This window comes from Pedobacter frigoris, assembly GCF_005116445.1.
GTDB classification, from domain to species: domain Bacteria; phylum Bacteroidota; class Bacteroidia; order Sphingobacteriales; family Sphingobacteriaceae; genus Pedobacter; species Pedobacter frigoris.
On sequence record NZ_SWBQ01000004.1, the window covers coordinates 392,300 to 412,511 of the forward strand.

16 protein-coding genes are annotated in these 20,212 nt (G+C 39.3%); 14 read left to right on the forward strand and 2 right to left on the reverse strand.

The genetic code is table 11. The features are described from left to right. The first annotated feature begins 65 nt into the window (after positions 1-65). The 6 genes from FA047_RS15435 (at position 66) to FA047_RS15460 (ending at position 11,194) form a co-directional block, all read left to right on the forward strand. Complete coding sequence (locus tag FA047_RS15435; protein WP_169304427.1) at positions 66-1,820, forward strand: alkaline phosphatase family protein; 1,755 nt, start codon at positions 66-68, stop codon at positions 1,818-1,820. A gap of 73 nt (positions 1,821-1,893) precedes the next feature. Beyond that, on the forward strand, positions 1,894-4,152 hold the full coding sequence (locus tag FA047_RS15440) for an SMP-30/gluconolactonase/LRE family protein (RefSeq protein WP_136836971.1): 2,259 nt from the start codon (positions 1,894-1,896) through the stop codon (positions 4,150-4,152). Positions 4,153-4,259: 107 nt separating this feature from the next. After that, positions 4,260-6,308 (forward strand): polysaccharide lyase family 8 super-sandwich domain-containing protein, encoded by a 2,049-nt coding sequence (locus tag FA047_RS15445; protein ID WP_136836972.1) that lies wholly within the window; start codon positions 4,260-4,262, stop codon positions 6,306-6,308. Positions 6,309-6,342: 34 nt separating this feature from the next. Continuing rightward, positions 6,343-7,824: an alpha-L-fucosidase gene (locus FA047_RS15450; RefSeq protein WP_136836973.1), complete on the forward strand. Its 1,482-nt coding sequence runs from the start codon at positions 6,343-6,345 to the stop codon at positions 7,822-7,824. 889 nt (positions 7,825-8,713) lie between these two features. Continuing rightward, positions 8,714-9,928 (forward strand): glycoside hydrolase family 88 protein, encoded by a 1,215-nt coding sequence (locus tag FA047_RS15455; RefSeq protein ID WP_136836974.1) that lies wholly within the window; start codon positions 8,714-8,716, stop codon positions 9,926-9,928. Positions 9,929-9,931: 3 nt separating this feature from the next. Next, positions 9,932-11,194: a DUF2264 domain-containing protein gene (locus tag FA047_RS15460; protein ID WP_136836975.1), complete on the forward strand. Its 1,263-nt coding sequence runs from the start codon at positions 9,932-9,934 to the stop codon at positions 11,192-11,194. A 79-nt stretch (positions 11,195-11,273) separates the two neighbouring features. Here the strand turns inward: FA047_RS15460 and FA047_RS15465 are convergent, their stop codons facing one another. Further along, positions 11,274-11,621, reverse strand: coding sequence for a hypothetical protein (locus tag FA047_RS15465; protein WP_136836976.1), 348 nt, complete (start codon positions 11,619-11,621; stop codon positions 11,274-11,276). Between the two features lie 126 nt (positions 11,622-11,747). Here FA047_RS15465 and FA047_RS15470 point away from each other — a divergent pair, with 126 nt between their 5' ends. Beyond that, positions 11,748-12,281: an ExbD/TolR family protein gene (locus FA047_RS15470; RefSeq protein WP_136836977.1), complete on the forward strand. Its 534-nt coding sequence runs from the start codon at positions 11,748-11,750 to the stop codon at positions 12,279-12,281. Positions 12,282-12,494: 213 nt separating this feature from the next. On the opposite strand, the gene metK is transcribed toward FA047_RS15470, so the two are convergent. Further along, the gene (gene metK / locus FA047_RS15475; RefSeq protein WP_136836978.1) at positions 12,495-13,745 is read right to left on the reverse strand and encodes a methionine adenosyltransferase; all 1,251 of its coding nucleotides are present in this window, start codon (positions 13,743-13,745) and stop codon (positions 12,495-12,497) included. 231 nt (positions 13,746-13,976) lie between these two features. Here metK and FA047_RS15480 point away from each other — a divergent pair, with 231 nt between their 5' ends. The 7 genes from FA047_RS15480 to FA047_RS15510 all read left to right on the forward strand — a co-directional run bounded on the left by FA047_RS15480 (position 13,977) and on the right by FA047_RS15510 (position 20,210). Beyond that, positions 13,977-14,858 (forward strand): diacylglycerol/lipid kinase family protein, encoded by an 882-nt coding sequence (locus FA047_RS15480; RefSeq protein ID WP_136836979.1) that lies wholly within the window; start codon positions 13,977-13,979, stop codon positions 14,856-14,858. Between the two features lie 27 nt (positions 14,859-14,885). After that, positions 14,886-15,236, forward strand: coding sequence for a translation initiation factor (locus tag FA047_RS15485; RefSeq protein WP_136836980.1), 351 nt, complete (start codon positions 14,886-14,888; stop codon positions 15,234-15,236). 146 nt (positions 15,237-15,382) lie between these two features. Continuing rightward, positions 15,383-16,987 (forward strand): phosphoenolpyruvate carboxykinase (ATP), encoded by a 1,605-nt coding sequence (gene pckA / locus FA047_RS15490; RefSeq protein WP_136836981.1) that lies wholly within the window; start codon positions 15,383-15,385, stop codon positions 16,985-16,987. A 287-nt stretch (positions 16,988-17,274) separates the two neighbouring features. Next, positions 17,275-18,117, forward strand: coding sequence for a MotA/TolQ/ExbB proton channel family protein (locus FA047_RS15495; protein ID WP_136836982.1), 843 nt, complete (start codon positions 17,275-17,277; stop codon positions 18,115-18,117). A gap of 86 nt (positions 18,118-18,203) precedes the next feature. Beyond that, entirely contained in the window at positions 18,204-18,821 is a 618-nt protein-coding gene (locus FA047_RS15500) for an ExbD/TolR family protein (protein ID WP_136836983.1), read from the forward strand. A 9-nt stretch (positions 18,822-18,830) separates the two neighbouring features. Then, entirely contained in the window at positions 18,831-19,364 is a 534-nt protein-coding gene (locus tag FA047_RS15505) for an ExbD/TolR family protein (RefSeq protein WP_136836984.1), read from the forward strand. A gap of 24 nt (positions 19,365-19,388) precedes the next feature. After that, entirely contained in the window at positions 19,389-20,210 is an 822-nt protein-coding gene (locus FA047_RS15510; RefSeq protein WP_136836985.1) for an energy transducer TonB, read from the forward strand. The last annotated feature ends 2 nt before the right edge of the window (positions 20,211-20,212 follow it).

Consider the following 20,212-nt stretch of genomic DNA (forward strand, 5'->3'; position numbering starts at 1 on the left):
AGAAATGGTTGTAGTTGGGCTTGTAGCACAACTACAACCATATAATTTAAATGAAATTGTATAAAATGAAAAATAAAGTAAAATCACACCGCCCCTACAGGTCCTTTGCATCGGTAACCGCTGCGATAGTATTGGCACTGTTTTGTTTACAAGGTTGTAAAAAGTATTACGATCCGCCATTTGTTTTTGAAGAACAGGCTGTAAATAACAAAAAGAAGAGAAAAGTACTCTTGATCAGTGTAGACGGAGCTACGGGCGAGGATGTAAAAACAATAATGCCACCACAAATAGCAGAACTACTAAAAAACAGTAAATACTGCTGGAACGCGTCCAGTGATTTTAAATCAAATGACGGAAGCACCTGGAAAAATATCATGACAGGAGTTGGTGTTGGTAAACACGGCATTATTGACAATACATTAGAGATTCCTTCTGCTGATGATGGTGACGAACATGCTACTGTGAATTACTATCCAAGTTTTATCGAGCGTTTGCAGGAATCCGGTAAAATGAAATATTCTGTAGGTATAACGCCATGGAAGACCCTTGCTGATAAATTGTTCATCTACGGTACGCAAGCTATCACAGTAGCAAACGATGCGGCGGTTAAAGATTCTACTTTAAACAAAATCAATGAACAAAAAAATGACCTGATCATCGCTGATTTTACAAGTGTAAGTGATGCAGGTAAGCAATATGGTTTTTCTGCTGATGTTCCTGAATATAAAAATGCAATGCTTACTGTAGACGGGTACATTGGGGAAATTGTGGGGGCTTTGAAAAAGCGTAAGACCTACAGTAGTGAAGAATGGCTCGTAATCATTACTTCGAATCACGGCGGAACCGGTAAAAGCTATGGTAATGGTTCTGCCAGAGACAGGAATATTTTTATGGCTTATTACAATCCAAAATTTCAACCGCTGGAGATTACTTCGCCAAGTGGATTCGATGCAGTTAAGCTGAGCGCCGGAACAATTTTAGGAAAAGTTCCTGCTTCAAAAGCTGGCATCTATAATCTCGGGTTAACAGGAGAATACACCATTGAATTCAAATTAATGATAAATAGTTTTGGGACTCAAAATGCTCCTATTTTTCTTAAAACAAATAGTGCTGCTAACAGTAATCCAGGTTGGTGGTTTGTACACAACGGATCTACTGGCAGCTGGAGATTTGCACTTAGAGGGAGTCAATTACCTGCTGTTTCTCAATCGATAAAAACGTTAAACTCTGCAGACCCTAAAATGGTGATCAATAAATGGTATACAATTGCCGCAAAAATTTATATGCTTTCTGGCAAACGCTACATGATGATTTACCAGGATGGAGTGCAGGCGGCAGCAGCACCGATTGAACTCACTGGTCAGGATATATCAAATGATATTGATTTGCAGGCAGGATGGAAGTCAGGTTTTGGAAATAATGCCAATCAAACCATAATGAATATCAAAATATGGAATACGGCTATTCCTGATTCAAAACTTGTCAGCAATGTGTGCTCAACTTTTGAAACACCTGCTGATCCTTATTACAATAACCTGATTGGCTACTGGCCTGCTAATGATGGCTTAGGCGAATTTGAAAACATCAGCCCTCTTGGCCAAAAACGAGATTTTATATTATCAGGAGCTTACTCATGGCAGTTGGTAACACCTTATACCTGTGGCTATGTCGCCCCTGTTATTTCCGGGCTCCAAATGCAGATGTCTAATAATGACATTGCGCCCCAACTGTATTATTGGTTTGGAGCTGCCATTGGTGATACCTGGGGGCTTGATGGTAAAGTATTCCTTACCCCTTATGAATCTGAATTTATAAAATAGCGCTCAACTATAACCTCTGGCTGCAAATACTAAAATATTTGCAGCCATTTAAAAAACTTTTAACCAAACCAGTATGAAAAGATATTTCTACTATTCTATTCAGGTAGTACTCTTATTGATCGTGTTCATGGCCTGTAAGAAATTGGCCAATGATTCATTAGATGTAGTACCTGTTGTAAAAGCACCGCTCAGTGTTTCAGTAATTAATGACGATGATCAACTTCCTGTTGCAGGAGTAAAGGTGATCATCAGCCGCAAGATATCGTCAAAAGGGGATTTTGTTCGTGTAGATACCATTAGAACAAATGCGCAAGGTCAATTGAGCCTTGAATTGCCGTATCCAAATTACCTTAAAGTTGAAGTAGATACGACTTACTATCACACAGCGGTTCAGGAATTAGAATTCCTGAATGAAAATGGAGGTGAAGTGACTTTGCATACAACGCCTAAATATGGTATGTCTCCATTAGACATCACTGTAACGGATCAGGCTAATGTGCCACTGCCTAACTTTTCTTTAGCAATATCTACCAAATCTCCTGATCAGACTAATTTTTTTTCAACAGGTCCCGAAAATAGTGATGCAAATGGGAAGCTGATGGTTTCATTACCATATCCAAATGACGTTCGCGTTGCCGTGGGCGATACTATGAAGTATTTCCCTGATACCGTAACAGCTCAGCTTAAAAATGTCAGGGGTGCGACAGTTGCGCTAAAAGCAGAATTAAAGCCTTTAACTGTTCCCTTGGAAGTAACTGTTTTGGATAAAGACAATAATGCTCCATTAGCTGATATCAGCATAGCAGTATTACAGAAACTTACCGGAGAAGCTGATTTTAAAGACATAGGTTTGCTAGCAAACACAGGTTCAAATGGAAAAGTAACATTCAATGCCCCGTTTGAGGGAGAAGTTCGTATTATGACAGCAGATGATCTTTATAGTACTCCGGCGGAGGTAATTACAAGAATGGCTTATGAGAAAAACAGAAAGGTAACACTTCTGTCTAAGGCTCTTACACCAAAAGCTCCGGTTGAAATCAGTGTTTTCGATCAAAGCAACTCACAAATTTTGCCGGGAATAAGTGTTAAAGTCAGCTATAAGCGTACAGGACAGACAGTTTTCACTGAAGAAACTACAGCAATTACAGGTGAGGATGGGAAATTAAATGTTAGTGTACCTTTTTCTGGTGAAATGAAGTTTGAAGTAATTAATGATGCTTATTTCGCTGATAAATCAGTTACGGCTCAAAATGTTGGTTCAGGTGCTAAGAAAATAGATCTTCCTTTGACGCTTGCTACTGCAAAATATCCAGAGCCAATAACAACCAGCCTACAGGTAAGTACACTAAAGCTAAATAATGCAATAACCCTTGCTGCTCCTACAGATGTTGTAACCGATAGACGCGGTAACACTTATATCTGTGATCAAAATAACAATAGAATTGTTCGCGTGAGTAAAAGTGGAAATACTACGGTTCTTGCAGGAAGTGGAACAGCAGGTACAACAGATGGAACGGGAACAGGCGCAACCTTTAATAAACCTTGGGGATTGGCATTAAATGATGCCGGAACAATTCTCTACGTTTCCGATAATAGCGGACATAAAATTAGAAGGGTTAGTATTAACCTTTCAACGATGGTTGCAGCGGTTACAACCATTGCAGGTACAGGGTCTACCGGAACACTTGATGCAAACGGTACAGCTGCCACATTTAACAGGCCGGCGGGTCTTGCCCTCGACGAAACATCAGGAACATTATACGTAGCAGATTACAGCAATAACAGGATTCGCAAAATAGCATTGAACAGCAGTAATGCCGTTACAACAGTATCTTCAACAGTTGTATACGCTCCTGTGGCACTCGCATTGAATCCTGCAAAAACATTAGTATATGTAGGAGCATTTGGTAATACATTTGGTTCAACAGGAAGCCAGTTGATGAGATTTACACCAACCGGAACGAGAACGGGATTAAAAGGGCAAATTGACGATAATTATAATAACCCTTCTGGTTTATTTATCAGTCAGGCAGGTAAGATATTTGTATCAAATGACCAGGCCCATATGATTTCTCAACTTGCAACTGAGGTTGCGGCAAGTGGATCAGGAAATGGAACTTCAACTTTTAGCTATGTTGCAGGATCACCAACATTTACTACCACCGTGACAAATGGTGTTACAGGGACACCAGGAAATGTTGACGGATCAGCTACAACTGCTAGGTTTACAAATCCTTGGGGCATCAAGTACAATACCTTTACAGGTAGCTTCCTGATAGCCGATCAGGGAAATAATAGCATTAGAATAATGAAATCTAATACAATTAATTAAATATCTCAATTGATATGAATGCATATGGAATAGTCATCTATGCGCATTCTTAAAATAAATAAAAATCCCGGGTGCTTTAAGCACCCGGGATTTCATCCGTATAAAGAATGAGTAAAAGATATCCTGCATTTTATATTCTATTGCTGCTGACAACTAAAGCAATAGCCCAGGTCAATACTGACTTTGAAATGGTAACTGCCCGTTGTAAGCAACTTGTTTTTAGTGATACAGCATATGCCAATGAACAGAGCCTCCAGTTGACTTACGAAATGGACACCCGTCTCAATCCTAAAACCATACTCAATTCTATTGAGGAAGAAGGTTGCTGGGAAGAGATAGACTACGCATCCAAACAGCGCAGTAAGTGGGAGACCTCCTGGCACCTCTACAGGGTAATGTCATTGTGCAAGGCCTGGAAAAAAAATAACGATAACAACTACCTGCAAGCCATCCACAAAAGCCTGAACTATTGGATTACAAAAGATTTTTTGTGCAATAACTGGTGGCACAACCAAATTAACGTACCATATATATACTCCAATATCATGCTCGTTCTTGGAGACGCTGCTAATGCAGAAGAGAAGGAGTTCTTCAATAAAAAGATGATATCCAGAGTGGCTATGCAGAAGTATGCGATAGGACAAAATAAAATCTGGAAACACGATATCGAAGCCCGGATTGCTCTAGTCCAGCAAAACCCAGAAGCTTTTAACGAGGCCATCCAAAATATGCAAACTGTAATTGTTAGCTCCACCCGAGAGGGAATCCAGCCTGATTATTCATTCCAGCAACACGGTACGATGCTCCAGTTTGGAAACTACGGTATTCATTATACAAACAGTCTTCTTTTCTGGCTCAGTGTAACCGCTAAAACCAAATACGCCTTTGAACCTGCTAAACAAAAAATACTGTTTGACTACATCTCCAACGGTTTAAGATGGTCAGTATATAATGGCGCCATGGACATCACTGCTATTGGCAGACAACTAAGAGATCAGGCAGAACAAAAAAGAGCCAGTAACCTAAATGATAATTATAACCTATTACGTAAGCTTGGAACTGATTCTCTGTGGCGCTTCGCTGTGGATGGCTTTGCTAGTGCCAGCCAGTTGTCCCGTAACCCTTTGATTGGTAATAAAAGCTTTTGGAGAAGCGACTATATGATTAATCTAAGCGAAGGAAAATACCAGCTGAGTGTGAAAACTCATGGTCCTTTTTCCACCAAAGTTGAATCTATAAATAGTGAAAACCTCAAGGGTGCATTCTTAAATGACGGCATCACGATGATTCGCTATACAGGAAAAGAATACTTGAACATAGCACCCCTGTGGAACTGGACAATGCTGCCGGGAAGTACACTGGATACTACCATGAATCCTGCCTCAAATCAAATATTTGAAACCAATAATAAATCAGATTTTGTAGGTCAGCTATCTGACGGCAATGCGGGATTTTCCGCAATGGACTATAACCGGTTGGGCGTACACGCGCATAAAAGTTACTTTTTTATCAAAAATATGATGATCGCTCTGGGGGCAGGAATACAGGCTGATACCATTCAGCATGTAGTGACTACGATCGATCAAAAACTCAATAAAGGAAAACTGCTGCAAAGTAAAAACAATAAAGCCTGGTGGTCTGGTGGGGTAGGTTATAAACTATTAGATCTGAAAAATATCGTAAAAACACGTATACAGTCGAGAAAAGGCGATTGGGGAGATATAGATGCTGCCTCAAAAGGAGAACTGGTTAAAGCGTCTGTATTGAGTATTTTTATGAGCCATAAGCAAAATGACACTTATGCTTATCTGGCGCAAACAGGTGTAAGCGCTAAGCAATTCAATACATTTACCAGTCAATCCACCGTTAAGGTAGTAAAAAACACTACTGATGTACAGGCAATTCAGTCTGAAAACCTAATTATGGTGGTGTTTTACAAAGCCGGTCATCTGAAGTCTGATCAATACGAGATAGCAGTAGATAAACCATGTATGGTCATGGTTAGCAGAACAGGAGGAAAGCCGGTTGCCTGGATTTCAGATCCGACCAGAAAAGCACAATTAATAAACCTTAAATATGGCAAGCAAAATGCGGAGATTAGTTTACCGTCCGGTATGTATGCCGGATCTGCTGCAAAACACAACTTTGCCGACTGATCGATACGTTAACTTGCAACAACAAACACACAAAATGAACAAAAAACAATTATTATCCTGGTTATTCATCTTAAGTGCAATCACAGCTTCCGCGCAACAGCCCAATGAGAAAAAAGCGGACAAAATAGCCCTGCAATACGGTGCACATCGCATTGGTAACCGTACTGATGCGGCCATGCAAAGGTGGCGTGATTATGGTCTTGGCCAATTCATTCATTGGGGAATCTATGCAATTCCAGGTGGACAATGGGAAGGTAAAACATACAACGGTGCAGCGGAATGGATCCGTTCATGGTCGGAAAAAGATTCTCCGGCAAACTGGCGCAATACCTATGATAATCTGTACAAACAATTTAACCCTACTAATTTTGATGCTAAGCAATGGGCACAGCAAGCGAAGGATATGGGTGCTAAATATGTGATTTTTACAACTAAGCACCATGATGGATTTTGTCTTTGGCCAAGTAAATACACCAACTATACTATAAAAAATACTCCGTATAAAAAAGATATCGTAAAAGAAGTAGTAGATGCATACGATGCTCAGGGGATAGATGTATACCTGTATTTTTCTATCATCGACTGGAATCACCCGGGTTACAGAAGCGGCACACCGAAGACCGAAAAGGATATTGCTGCTTATGAGGACTTTAAGAAATTTACCCGCAATCAACTGATTGAGCTCCTTAAAAATTATCCAACAGCAAAAGGTCTTTGGTTTGATGGTTCATGGGATGCCGCATGGATTAAACAAACCAAGTGGACAGACGATCTGGAAAAAGAACTCAGGGCATTGCGTCCGGGGCTAATTATTGGTAGCCGTTTTAGAGCGGATGAAAAAGGAAACCGTCATTTTGATGCCAATGGTGATTTAATGGGTGATTACGAACAGGGCTGGGAACGTAAATTGCCATCGTCTATAGAAGTGGTAAAAGGAAATGACTGGGATTGCGTGATGACCATTCCGCCAAACCAATGGGGATACAATGCAAACTGGGCAACTTCTTACATCAAAACTCCTTATGACCTTGTTGGTATGCTGATGCAGGCAGTTTCTATGAACGGTAATTTTGTGATCAACTTTGGTCCTGATGGCAAAGGGGCCATACGTCCGGAGGAGGCTAATATTGCTAAAAAGCTGGGCGAATGGATGAAGGTAAACGCGGAAGCTGTATACGGTACTGAATATTCAGGCCTGCCAAAACCTGATTATGGTTATTATACCAAAAAAGGAAATAAACTATACCTTACTGTGTTTAACAGACCAATGAATGGGATTGTTAGAGTAGCTATACCAAGGTCATACAAGCAAAGACCAGCGAAGGCTCATTCATTGGCTGATCAGCAAACTTTGAAATTGGTGACCACCAATATGGGAATGGATAAGGATCAAAATATGTATTACGACATTACTGTTCCTTTTGCCCCATCTTCGGATATGCCATTTGTGATCATAATGGATCTTAATGGTGCATCAAGAGATAACGGAAGCAATTACGGAGATGCAAAAACATAGAATTGAAGAAGTCATAGTGAAATGATACCTAGTTGTGACTCCGGTTGTATTGAGTGTATCTTAATATAATAATGAAAGCACAGTGAGTCCACGTTTTTACTGGAAAAAGGTGGACTCACCCTGCACTCATGGTGCACTCACCGTGGACTCATTACGAATGGAGTCTGACTTAAGTTTAATTTAGGTCGAATTAAGTGATCAAGATGAAAATAAATTTGGAAATGCAAGTATTTATTTAGCATATTAACATCATAAATTAACATATCATATAACGCTCTTTTCTCATATGTATTCTACTAATTAATTCCGGACTGTATAAATAGAAGCGCCATTGCTTTTAAGTATTTACTTGAATCATTAGTAATATTAAGAATTTTAGAATTTCAAGATGAGAATTAGAAATTTCACAGTGTTTATTGTCTTACTCTCAGCGAGTTGCTACCATATAAGTAACGAAGAAATCAAGGTCATGTTGTCGAGTGAAGATAAAAGAAAAATTATAAAAGCCAGTATCTATATATCTGAGTTAAGAGATACAACGCTTGTCTCGTATATGTTAGATGACGGAATGGATCCTAGAATATCTCATGACTTCAGATATTATGGAATGAGTATTTATCAAATAAAAATGGGAGCTATGAAAAAGTTGACGGGAATCAATCCTCCATATATATACAATTCCGAGCCAGACTCGGTAATTTTCAAATTCTATTTTAACCTTGCACAACAAAAAGGCTGGATAAAGACTAAAGATTAAGAGCCAGATATATGCCATTTAGAAGTATCAAACAAAATACGCAACCGTTTGCGTTTGTTTTTTATTTCACTAGTATGAAAACGTTTTCATAGATTAGAGTTTTACAAGTATAAACACACATACCCAAGAACCATGAAAAAAGTAATGTTTGTTTCCTGTATGTTATTAATCTCGGGAGGATTATTAGCACAGAGTGGAGGAGGCAAGAAAGACGCAGCTAATAAAAAGCAGCAAATGAAGCAGATGATTGATGAACAATTCAAATTTGCTGTAGAGCAATATAAAGTTTTGGCCAAAAACACGCCTGCTAATGTGATGCCTAAGACCTATTATGCAAAAAATAATAAATCAGAAACCAGTGATACCAAATGGTGGTGCAGCGGTTTTTATCCAGGCTCACTTTTATACATTTATGAGTATACAAAAGACGCGGCTACTTTAAAAGAAGCGGAAGCCAGGTTAGGAATTCTGGAAAAGGAAAAACACTATACAGGCAATCATGACTTGGGTTTTATGATGTTTTGCAGTTTTGGTAATGCTTACCGCATCACTAAAAATCCAGCATACAAAACAACTATTGATACTTCTGCTGCTTCATTGAGTACACGTTATCGCCCTGCAGCAAAACTGATCCAGTCATGGAATTCCAGCAGCAGATGGAAGGGCCCTGTAATCATCGATAATATGATGAACCTGGAGCTATTGAACTGGGTAAGCGCTAACGGTGGAGATAAGAAATATGCAGCGATTTCAAAAAGTCATGCAGATAAGACTATTCTTAATCATTTCAGACCAGATTATAGTTCATATCATGTGGTAGATTATGACATGAAGACTGGTGAAGTGGTTAAAAAAGCAACCTGGCAGGGAGCTGCAGATTCTTCTGCATGGAGCAGAGGACAGGGCTGGGCACTATATGGCTACACCATGATGTACCGTTTTACAAAAGACAAACGTTATTTGAATCAGGCAAAAAACATTGCAAAGTTCATATTGAACAATCCAAATATGCCGGCTGACATGGTGCCTTACTGGGACTTTGACGCACCGGGAATTCCAAATGCCGACAGAGATGCTTCTGCTGCTTCTCTCATGGCTTCTGCCCTGCTGGAACTGGGACAGTATACTAAAAAAGCGGAACGAAATACATATGTGACTGCGGCCGAAAAGATGCTTACTTCACTTTCTACCGACGCATATAGGGCTAAATTAGGAGAAAACGGCGGATTCTTATTGATGCACAGTACTGGTGCATTGCCACTTAAATCCGAAGTAGATGTACCCCTTACATATGCCGATTATTATTATTTAGAAGCAATGCTTCGTTACAAAAACTGGTATTTATAAGATATGGAAAGAAGGAAATTTTTAGGAGCCTTATCATTGGCAGGAGTAGCTACAGCACTTAGTCCTAAGGAGCTCTTGGCAAATCAGGCTAAGCCTAAAGAGGTATTACCTGCCGCCGCAAAAAACCAGCGGGAATATTGGTATCAGCTTTTGTATAAAATGGCTAATCCAGTAGTCTCAAATCTAGCTAATGGTACGTTGAAGAAGAATATGCCGCTTGAGAAATCACCTACATTTGACAGCAGATCACCTACGGTAACTTATTTGGAGGCCGTTGGCCGTACTTATGCAGGTATCGCTCCCTGGCTTGCTTTGCCTGATGATACGACAAAAGAAGGCATACTAAGGAAAAAGCTGAAAGAAAATGCCCTACTGGGGTTGAAAAAATGCTTTGAACCAGGAAGTCCTGATTTGCTGACTTTTGGAAAGGACTATCAGCCGATCGTAGATGCTGCTTACCTGGCACAGACCTTTCTAAGGGCGCCAAAAGCTTTGTGGGAACCATTGGATGCAGATACTAAGAAAAGAATAATAGATTCTTTTAAATCGTTAAGAAACAGAAAGCCATTTCAGAGCAACTGGTTGTTGTTTGGTTCTATTACAGAAGCCTTCTTGTTATCAATCGGTGAGCAATACGATACTGCCAGATTGGAAGAAGGAGTTAAAAAACTAAATAGCTGGTACAAAGGAGACGGAAATTACGGTGATGGCCCTAACCTGGCATTTGATTATTACAATTCATTTGTGATTCATCCGATGATGGTAGATACACTCGCTGTACTGGTAGACAAGAATATGGCTGAAAAGAAGGCCTATGATCTGGCTTTGAAACGTATGCAGCGTTATGCAGTAGGACAGGAGCGCATGATTTCTCCGGAAGGTACATTCCCGCCAATCGGAAGGTCTATAACTTACAGAACCGGTGCACTTCAGGCATTGAGTCAGATTGCACTTATGGAAAAACTGCCTGAAACGATAAAGCCGGCGCAGGTTCGATGTGCGCTGACTAAAGTTTATCAGAATATGTATGATGTGCCGGGGACTTTTGATAAAAACGATTGGCTGCAGTTGGGTTTCTGTGGACATCAGCCTGAAATAGCAGATTATTATACTTCCACCGGAAGTTTATATATGGCGACGCTTTCCTTTTTACCACTTGGATTGCCAGCTTCAAATACATTCTGGACAGCACCAGATGAAGATTGGACTGCTAAGAAAGCATGGGGAGGGAAGACCTTTGCCAAAGATTATCATGTAGATTATTAAGTGTGTTCTACTGATTGTATTTAAATTAAAAAGGGCCCCGATGTGAATCGCGGCCCTTTCTCTTTATTCAGGATTGTGATTAGCTAAAAAGTTCCTGCAGATCGCGGTCTGCGGTCGGTATTTTCTTTAAGAAATCATCAAAACCGGCATTTTCCTGCGAACTGTACATGCCATACGCGTCCAGGATATAGCCAATCTGGCCCTCTTTATCTTCCAATATATAAAGTACCGAATTATCTCCCGGATCTGAGTCGCCCTCAAAACGATAGGTTTTAATGATGCTGAGGTCCTCAGGGTTATAAATTTTATTGACACCGACACCCTGCATTTTGCCATGGTCGGTCATTTTGATTTCGTTGTCTAAGCCTTTGAGCCTCAGTTTTTCTAATATCTGGCTCAGTGTATTCATTTCTACCGGATGTTCCATAACAGTTGTATTTTTATTAATAAACAATAGGGTTTTGAAATGGTTTTGTTTTTCTGTCCGGGAATATTGAACAGGTGGTTTATGCATTTTGACATTTATTGTCATCATCATTAAAACTTAAAAACTATGGCAACCTTAAACGTTCCTCAAAATGGCCAGGCCACAAAAGGAAGAAACAGAACCCGAAAACCAGTTCCTTCTGTAGACTTGACTGCAATGGTCGATCTGGCTTTTCTGCTGATCACATTTTTTATGCTCACTACTTCATTGTCTAAATTTCAGGCTGTGGATGTTGCTAAACCGGTAGATATGGAAAAAGGGGATTATCCCGCGTCACGTACGGTCACACTACTACTTGGTAAGAACAATCAGATTGTTTGGTATAGAGGAGAGGTGGAAAAAGCGAACCCCGCAAAAACTGATTTTAGGATGATCAGCACGGTATTGAAAAGGAATCAAAAGGAGATAGCGGCTATGCATAGCAATGATCCTAAGAAGTATATGATTGTAATTATAAAGCCAACTGACAGGTCGGTTTATAAAAACTTTGTAGATGCATTGGACGAGATGAGAATTGCCAATATCCTGTCTTATGTTATTGATGACGACAAATTGCTGGGTGAAGAGGATGCTTATTTGAAAAGATTAGGAGCTATTTAACCTGAAGTAATTAAGGCCTCTCTTTAGATATTAAACATAAATTAAGCAATAGTAATTTTATATAGAAACAGTGTTTATTCAATAAATAATTGTATAAACATTGTATAAGCATTGTTTAAAATATAAATCAATTCCGAAGATATTGTCAATTATTGCGCATAAAAAAGCCTCCTTGATTTTCCAGGAGGCTTGCTATATAATATTGTTTACAGCTTACAAAGCAAAAGCATTTTTTACCTGATCTACGAAATCTAATTTTTCCCAGGTAAATAGCTCAACTGTTACTGTTTTCTCTTCACCGTTAGGGCTTTTGAAAGTTTTGGTAACTGTCTCTGCTTTACGTCCCATGTGACCATAAGCAGCTGTTTCACTATAGATCGGGTTTCTTAGTTTCAAGCGTTGTTCAATAAAGTAAGGGCGCATGTCGAATATGCCTTCTACGATTTTAGCAATTTCACCATCTGTTTTGTTCACTTTACTAGTTCCGTAAGTATTAATATAAATACCCATTGGTTTTGCAACTCCGATAGCATAACTCACTTGTACCAGAATTTCTTCTGCTACTCCGGCTGCTACAAGATTTTTAGCAATGTGACGTGTTGCATACGCCGCACTTCTGTCTACTTTACTTGGATCTTTTCCTGAGAATGCACCACCACCGTGTGCGCCTTTACCACCATAGGTATCAACAATGATCTTACGGCCAGTTAATCCTGTATCGCCATGAGGTCCGCCGATAACAAATTTACCTGTTGGGTTGATGTGGTACTGAATCTTATCATTGAAAAGATGAGCGTATTTAGGGTTTTTCGCAATGATTCTTGGAATAAGGATGTCTACAAGATCTTTTTTGATCTTAGCTAACATTGTTGCTTCCTCATCAAAATCATCGTGTTGCGTAGAAATTACGATGGCATCAATACGTACAGGTTTGTTATTGTCATCATATTCAAGTGTTACCTGAGATTTCGCATCAGGACGTAGATACGTAATTTCTTTGCTCTCACGTCTTAATTCCGCAAGTTCCTGTAGTAATTTATGAGAAAGATTAAGCGCCAAAGGCATGTAATCTTCTGTTTCGTTGGTTGCGTAACCGAACATCATTCCCTGATCACCGGCGCCTTGTTCCTCTTTGCTGCTGCGGTCTACACCTTGATTGATGTCCTGAGATTGTTCGTGAATAGCAGAAAGAATACCACATGAATTGGCTTCAAACATATATTCACTTTTTGTATAGCCAATCTTTCTGATCACATCGCGTGCAATTTGTTGAACGTCAAGATAAGTTTGAGATTTTACCTCACCTGCCAGAATAACCTGTCCTGTTGTAACCAGTGTTTCACAGGCTACTTTCGACTCAGGGTCGAAAGCCAGGAAGTTATCAATAAGCGCGTCAGAGATTTGATCGGCAATTTTATCTGGATGACCTTCAGAAACTGATTCGGATGTAAATAAATACGACATTCTAAATAATTAAGATTTTAATTAAACAATTACCTAAATGGAATCAGATCCTGCTTTACAGGCGGTAAAATGAAGTGTATGATAGGTTAGCACTTTTTTTTACGTGGTTGCAATCCCGCTATTTTTTAGATAACATCGCAAATCAGTCCACTTTGATGCCGCAAAATTACACTATATATTTAAATAGTCAAAAAATATCAATTATTTTGTACCGTCATTAATCTCAAGCTTTTGTCAAAATCTAACATTTTATTTATTATCAATCCCATTTCAGGTGGTAAGGATAAATTAAAGATCCCTGCATTGATTGATGCAAAACTTGACCGTTCGAAATTTAACCCGAATTTCAGCTTTACAGAATATGTTGGTCATGCTTCAGAAATAGCGGAAGAAGCTGCCAATAAGAACTTTGATGTAATTGTGGCTGTTGGTGGAGATGGTACTATTAACGAAGTAGCTACAAAAGTAATGCAGCATGATAAAGTTCTGGGAATTATACCCTTTGGTTCCGGGAATGGTCTGGCCAGATTTCTAAAAATCCCTCTGAAATCCGCGGAAGCTATACAGGTGATCAACAACTTTAACGTTGATGTAATAGATACAGGCAGATTTAACGATAAGTGTTTCTTTAATATGGCCGGTATGGGCTTTGATGCACATATCAGCTCTGTGTTTGCCGGAAATAAATCAAGGGGTCTTACAGGGTATTTGAAACTGGGTTTTAGAGAGGTGTTGAATTATAAGCCGCAAACCTATCATCTCTATATAGATGGGGAAAAATATGAGCGGAAGGCTGTGGTTATTAGTATAGCCAATTCCTCTCAATATGGTAACAATGCCCATATAGCTCCGGGGGCATCTGTTAAGGACGGTTTGTTGGATGTCTGTGTAATTAAAGAGTTTCCGATGTACAAGCTCCCGGTATTGGCCTATGAGATGCTGAATGCCAAAACAGATCATTCTGACATGGTAGAAATCATTAAAGGGAAACACATCAGGATCGTGCGAAGTCAGGGTGATGCAATTCATATTGATGGAGAACCTTTTTTTATGGGTGAGGAAATAGAAGTTACCGTAGCACCGTTATCATTAAATATCATTACACCCAGTTAATACATATTAATATTATATTACCTTATTATGAAACCTAAAAAAAACAGTCTTAGTGATTTGGGTGGGATTATGTACTCTACAGATCCCTCTTTTGTATACGAGGAAGAAAATTTAGTGCAAGAATCTATCCCTAATAATCAGCAGGATCTCAGGGTGATGCTGGATAAAAAGAACAGGGGAGGGAAGGCTGTGACATTGATAACCGGTTTTTCAGGAAGTGATGAAGAATTGGAGAAATTGGCAAAGACCCTGAAAACCAAATGTGGCGTAGGTGGTTCATCCAAAGATGGAGAGATTTTAATACAGGGCGATTTCAGAGATAAAGTGCTGCAGTTGCTTCAAAAAGAGGGCTTTAAAGTAAAGAAATCCGGAGGATAAATTAAGGCGGTTATTTGCTTTTAAATTATTGTTAATCAATGTGTTATATATTAGTGTATAAGGGACAATAAGTAAATTTTTTCCCTTAAAATGGTGTTTTTTACCTTTTTATCTATATAACTTTGCCTGACTAACTTATTATTTATATGAGCAAAGCATTGATGCCTATGCCTGATTTGAAGTACCTGAATCTGGATTCTGAGAAGGCCTTATATCAGCTAAATGTAGCACAATTAGTCGAAGAAGCGCTGTCAAACGGTGAGGGAAGCCTTGCGGATACTGGAGCGTTGGCAGTTGATACCGGGAAATTCACCGGTCGTTCCCCAAAAGACAGGTTTATTGTATGTGATGAAATAACTCAGGATACCGTTTGGTGGGGAGATATCAATATCAAGATTGATCCGAAGAAGTTTGACGGTTTATTTCTGAAGCTTACAGATCACCTTAATCAGAATAAGTATTATGTAAGGGATGCTTACGCCTGCGCGGATGAGTCTTACAAGACGACAATCAGAGTAGTGACTGAAACCGCTTATCAGAATCTGTTTGCGAATAATCTTTTTTTGAGACCTGATGAAGCGGATATTACTGGCAGGCCGGAATGGACTATTATCGCCTGTCCTTCCTTTTTTGCTGATCCGGAAGTGGATGGCACAAGACAGGGCAACTTCTCGATTTTGAACTTTTCAAAAAAGATGATCCTTATCGGAGGGTCAGGCTATACGGGAGAAATTAAGAAAGGAATATTTTCAGTATTGAACTTCATTCTGCCACAACAAAGAAATACACTATCTATGCACTGTTCTGCCAACGTAGGTAAGGATGGAGATACAGCGATCTTTTTTGGACTTTCAGGGACTGGTAAGACCACATTATCTGCCGACCCGGAACGGGGATTAATCGGTGATGATGAACATGGTTGGGGAACTGGTACCGTGTTTAATTTTGAAGGTGGCTGCTATGCAAAATGCGTAGATTTGACCGCTGAAAAAGAACCTCAGATCTTTAACGCCATAAAGCCGGGCTCATTGCTAGAAAATATCAATTATTTTCCAGGTACAAAGACTGTGGATTTCTCCAATATTGAAAAAACTGAGAACACAAGGGTAGCTTACCCAATTGACTATATTGATAATGCCGTTATCCCTTCAATAGCTTCAGATCCTAAGAATATTTTCTTTCTGACAGCCGATGCGTTTGGGGTTTTACCTCCAATTTCCAAATTGAATGCAGGTCAGGCGATGTTTCATTTTATTTCGGGATATACAGCTAAGGTGGCTGGAACAGAAGCAGGCGTAACGGAGCCTCAGGTTACCTTTTCAGCATGCTTTGGCAAGGCATTTCTACCTCTTCATCCAACGAGGTATGCTGAATTACTGGGTAAAAAGATGCAGGAGCATGATGTTAACGTTTGGCTGGTCAACACTGGGTGGAGTGGCGGCGCCTATGGCGTAGGACAGAGAATGAAGTTGTCTTATACCAGGGCGATGATTACAGCGGCTTTAAGAGGTGAACTGGAGAACGTGGAATTTATAGCTGATCCTATTTTTGGTTTAAGTATGCCGGTAAGTTGTCCGAATGTTCCATCAGAAATTTTAAATCCAAGAAATACCTGGAGCGACCAGCAAAAATACGACAATAAAGCCAACGAGCTTTCGTTGGCTTTCGTTACCAATTTTAAGCAGTTTGAGGAGTACGCTAGTGAGGAAATGCTTGCATCTCTTCCAAAAGTGGTTGAAAACACGGCTTAAAAGCATTTTTTTACTGAAAAATTTGCATTTCAGTTTTTTTTTAGTTTTAATTGCGAAAGATTGTCTCGACACCGTGGCAATCTTTTTTAATTATACGGTAATACGAACAGGGGAAATAAACTCAGCGAAACGAATTAGCAAGCTAATGATTATTTAATGTTGGAATTAAAATCAAAGTTATAAATTTGTTACTGCAACAAATGTTTGTAATCGTCGTTGTGTGTATTACGGAATATTTAACATAATTTTAAAAAACAAAGTACTAAAAACTAAAAAACTAAAAAAAAATGGCAAACGCACCAAAACCAACAACAGTTAAAAAAGAAAGCTCTTCTTCAGCTTCAAACTTATTCGCTACGCTTACTATTCCAATTTGTATTATTATCGGAATTTGTGTTTACAAGTTTATTTTAGGTGATAGGGGTAATTTCATCGGTGGAGCAGATCCTGATTTACATGAAACAGCTCCATTACCAGGAAACTATATGGGTATGGCTTACAAAGGGGGTGTGATCGTTCCTATTCTATTGGGGATGTTTTTAATGGTAATTGTGTTCTCTATTGAGCGTTTCATCGTTATCAGTAAAGCAACTGGAAAAGCAGGGTTAGATTCATTTGTGAAAAAAATCCAGGCTTTCTTAAATTCAAACAACATCGAAGCAGCTATGGCTGAATGCGATAAACAACAAGGTTCTGTTGCCAACGTAATCAAATCAGGATTGAAAAAATATCGTGAAATGGAAACTGAAGCTAACATGGATACAGATCAGAAATGTTTAGCTATCCAGAAAGACATCGAAGAAGCTACAACTTTAGAGATGCCTATGCTTGAGCAAAACTTAACAGTAATTGCTACTTTGGTATCAGTAGGTACATTGACAGGTCTATTAGGTACAGTAACAGGTATGATCAAGGCCTTCGGTGGTTTGGCTACATCTGGTGCTCCGGATCAGGCTGCGTTAGCAAACGGTATTTCTGAGGCCCTGATTAACACGGCTACTGGTATTGGTACTTCTACCTTCGCGATCATCATGTATAATATCCTTACTTCTAAAATTGATAAGTTAACTTATGCAATTGATGAAGCAGGTTTCAGCATCATCCAGACTTACGCTAGTACGCATAAATAAAAAATAATGTATTTTTTTTTACCGGCTTTATGGAAAACCGGAAGAATTAACATCATTAGTAAAAAGAATAAATAATTTTTAAAATTATGCCAAGAGCAAAGGTCCAAAGAAAGAGTACTTCGATTGATATGACTGCCATGTGCGACGTATCCTTCCTGCTACTGACTTTCTTTATATTAACAGCAACAGCGCGTCAGCCTGATCCTTTAGATATCAGCATTCCCGCCTCGACCTACAAGATTAAGGTTCCGGATAAGGATTTGGTGATTCTATCGATCGGAAAAGGTAAGCTTTTTTATGAAATCATAGGTAATGATATCAAAGGGGCTACACTTGATAAAATGGGCGAGAAATACGGAATTAAATTCACATCCGAGGAAAGAAAGCGTTTCAGTGTTTTAGGTGCATTTGGTGCTCCTATAGGTGATCTGAAAAGATTCATCATGATGAGTTCTGACCAGCGTGAAAAATACGCGGAACAAACTCCCGGGATTCAGGCTGATACTACAGGTACCAGTGAATTGGATAACTGGATTTTGGAAACCCGTAATGCCGTAGCTGAATTGCACAATGAGCCTTTACGTATCAGTATTAAAGGTAATGCGGAAGAAGAATATCCAACGATTAAGAAAATCACGGACGTTCTTCAGAAACAAAAAATGAACAAGTTTAGTTTAATTACATCAGCCGAAGGCGGTAAATAAGATAAAATTATGGCAGAATTAGATACCTCCAGCGGGGGAGGAAAAAAAGGCGGTAAGGTAAGAAGTAAGAAAGCAAATACTAAAGTCGATTTAACGGCGATGGTGGATTTAGCGTTCTTGCTAATCACTTTCTTTATGCTGACTACCTCCCTATCGAAGCCGATAGCAATGGATATTGCAAAGCCGGATGATGAGGAAAACGACGTGAAATTGGAGCTCCGTGCATCAGAGACTATGACTATTTTATTGGGTAAAAAGAATAAAGTAGCCTGGTATATGGGAGAAGCGAAGACCGCACAACCTACTATAGAGAGCTATACAGAAATTAGAAAGTCTATATTGAAAAATAAGAATGACTTGTATAAATCTAAAGGAAGACTACTGGTTGTTGTGATTAAACCTACAGATGGAGCAACTTATAAGAACTTCGTAGACATTATGGATGAATTACATATCACTGACATCAAAACGGCACCTGCTATTGATGATAAGTATATTCTTGATGGCGAAAAGGATTTCATGAAAAATGCGGGGATATTATAAAAAATTAGTATAAAATATTAAGCTATGTTAGGTTCTAAAATAGATTTATTAAAAAGGGATTGGCTTGATGTTGTATTTGCAAACAAGAACAAAAGCTACGGAGCTTATGAGCTGCGTCAGAAAAGTGCTTCAAATACAACTAAATCATTGCTAATAGCATCAACAGCATTTGTCCTGTTGTTTCTATCCCCTAAGATTGTTGACCTGTTTAAAGGTGCAGCGCCCGTGGAGGAAGAGGTGAAGCAAGTGGAGGTTATTATGCAACCACCGCCACCCGTGAATCCTGAAACGCCGCCACCGCCGCCGGTTCAACCACCTCCTCCAAAACAGGATCAGGTTAAATTTCCTCCTCCGGTAGTAAAGCCGGATGAGTTGGTAAGGGATGAAGAGCCTGTAACCATTGAAGATTTGAAAAAAGCTGACCCAGGTCAGAAGACTATTGCAGGTGATCCTGATGCAGATATTGTGATTACTACAGCAGCTGGGGACGGTCCTAAGCAGGCAGCAGTAGTTGAAGACACTAAAGTTTATGACTTTACGAGTCTGGAGAAAAACCCTGAATACCCAGGAGGTATTGAGAAGTTTTACGCTTATGTTCAGAAAACTGTAAAATATCCTCAAATGGCTCAGGATGCTAATATTCAGGGTAAGGTGTTGTTGTCTTTCGTAGTAGAGAAAGATGGTTCACTGACTGATATTAAGGTAGACAGAAAGCTTGGTGGAGGAACAGATGAAGAAGCAATGAGGGTGCTAAGGAACAGTATTAAATGGATTCCTGGTATTCAAAATGGTAAAAAGGTTCGTGTGAAATACAACATCCCAATCAGCTTTACCTTATCACAATAATA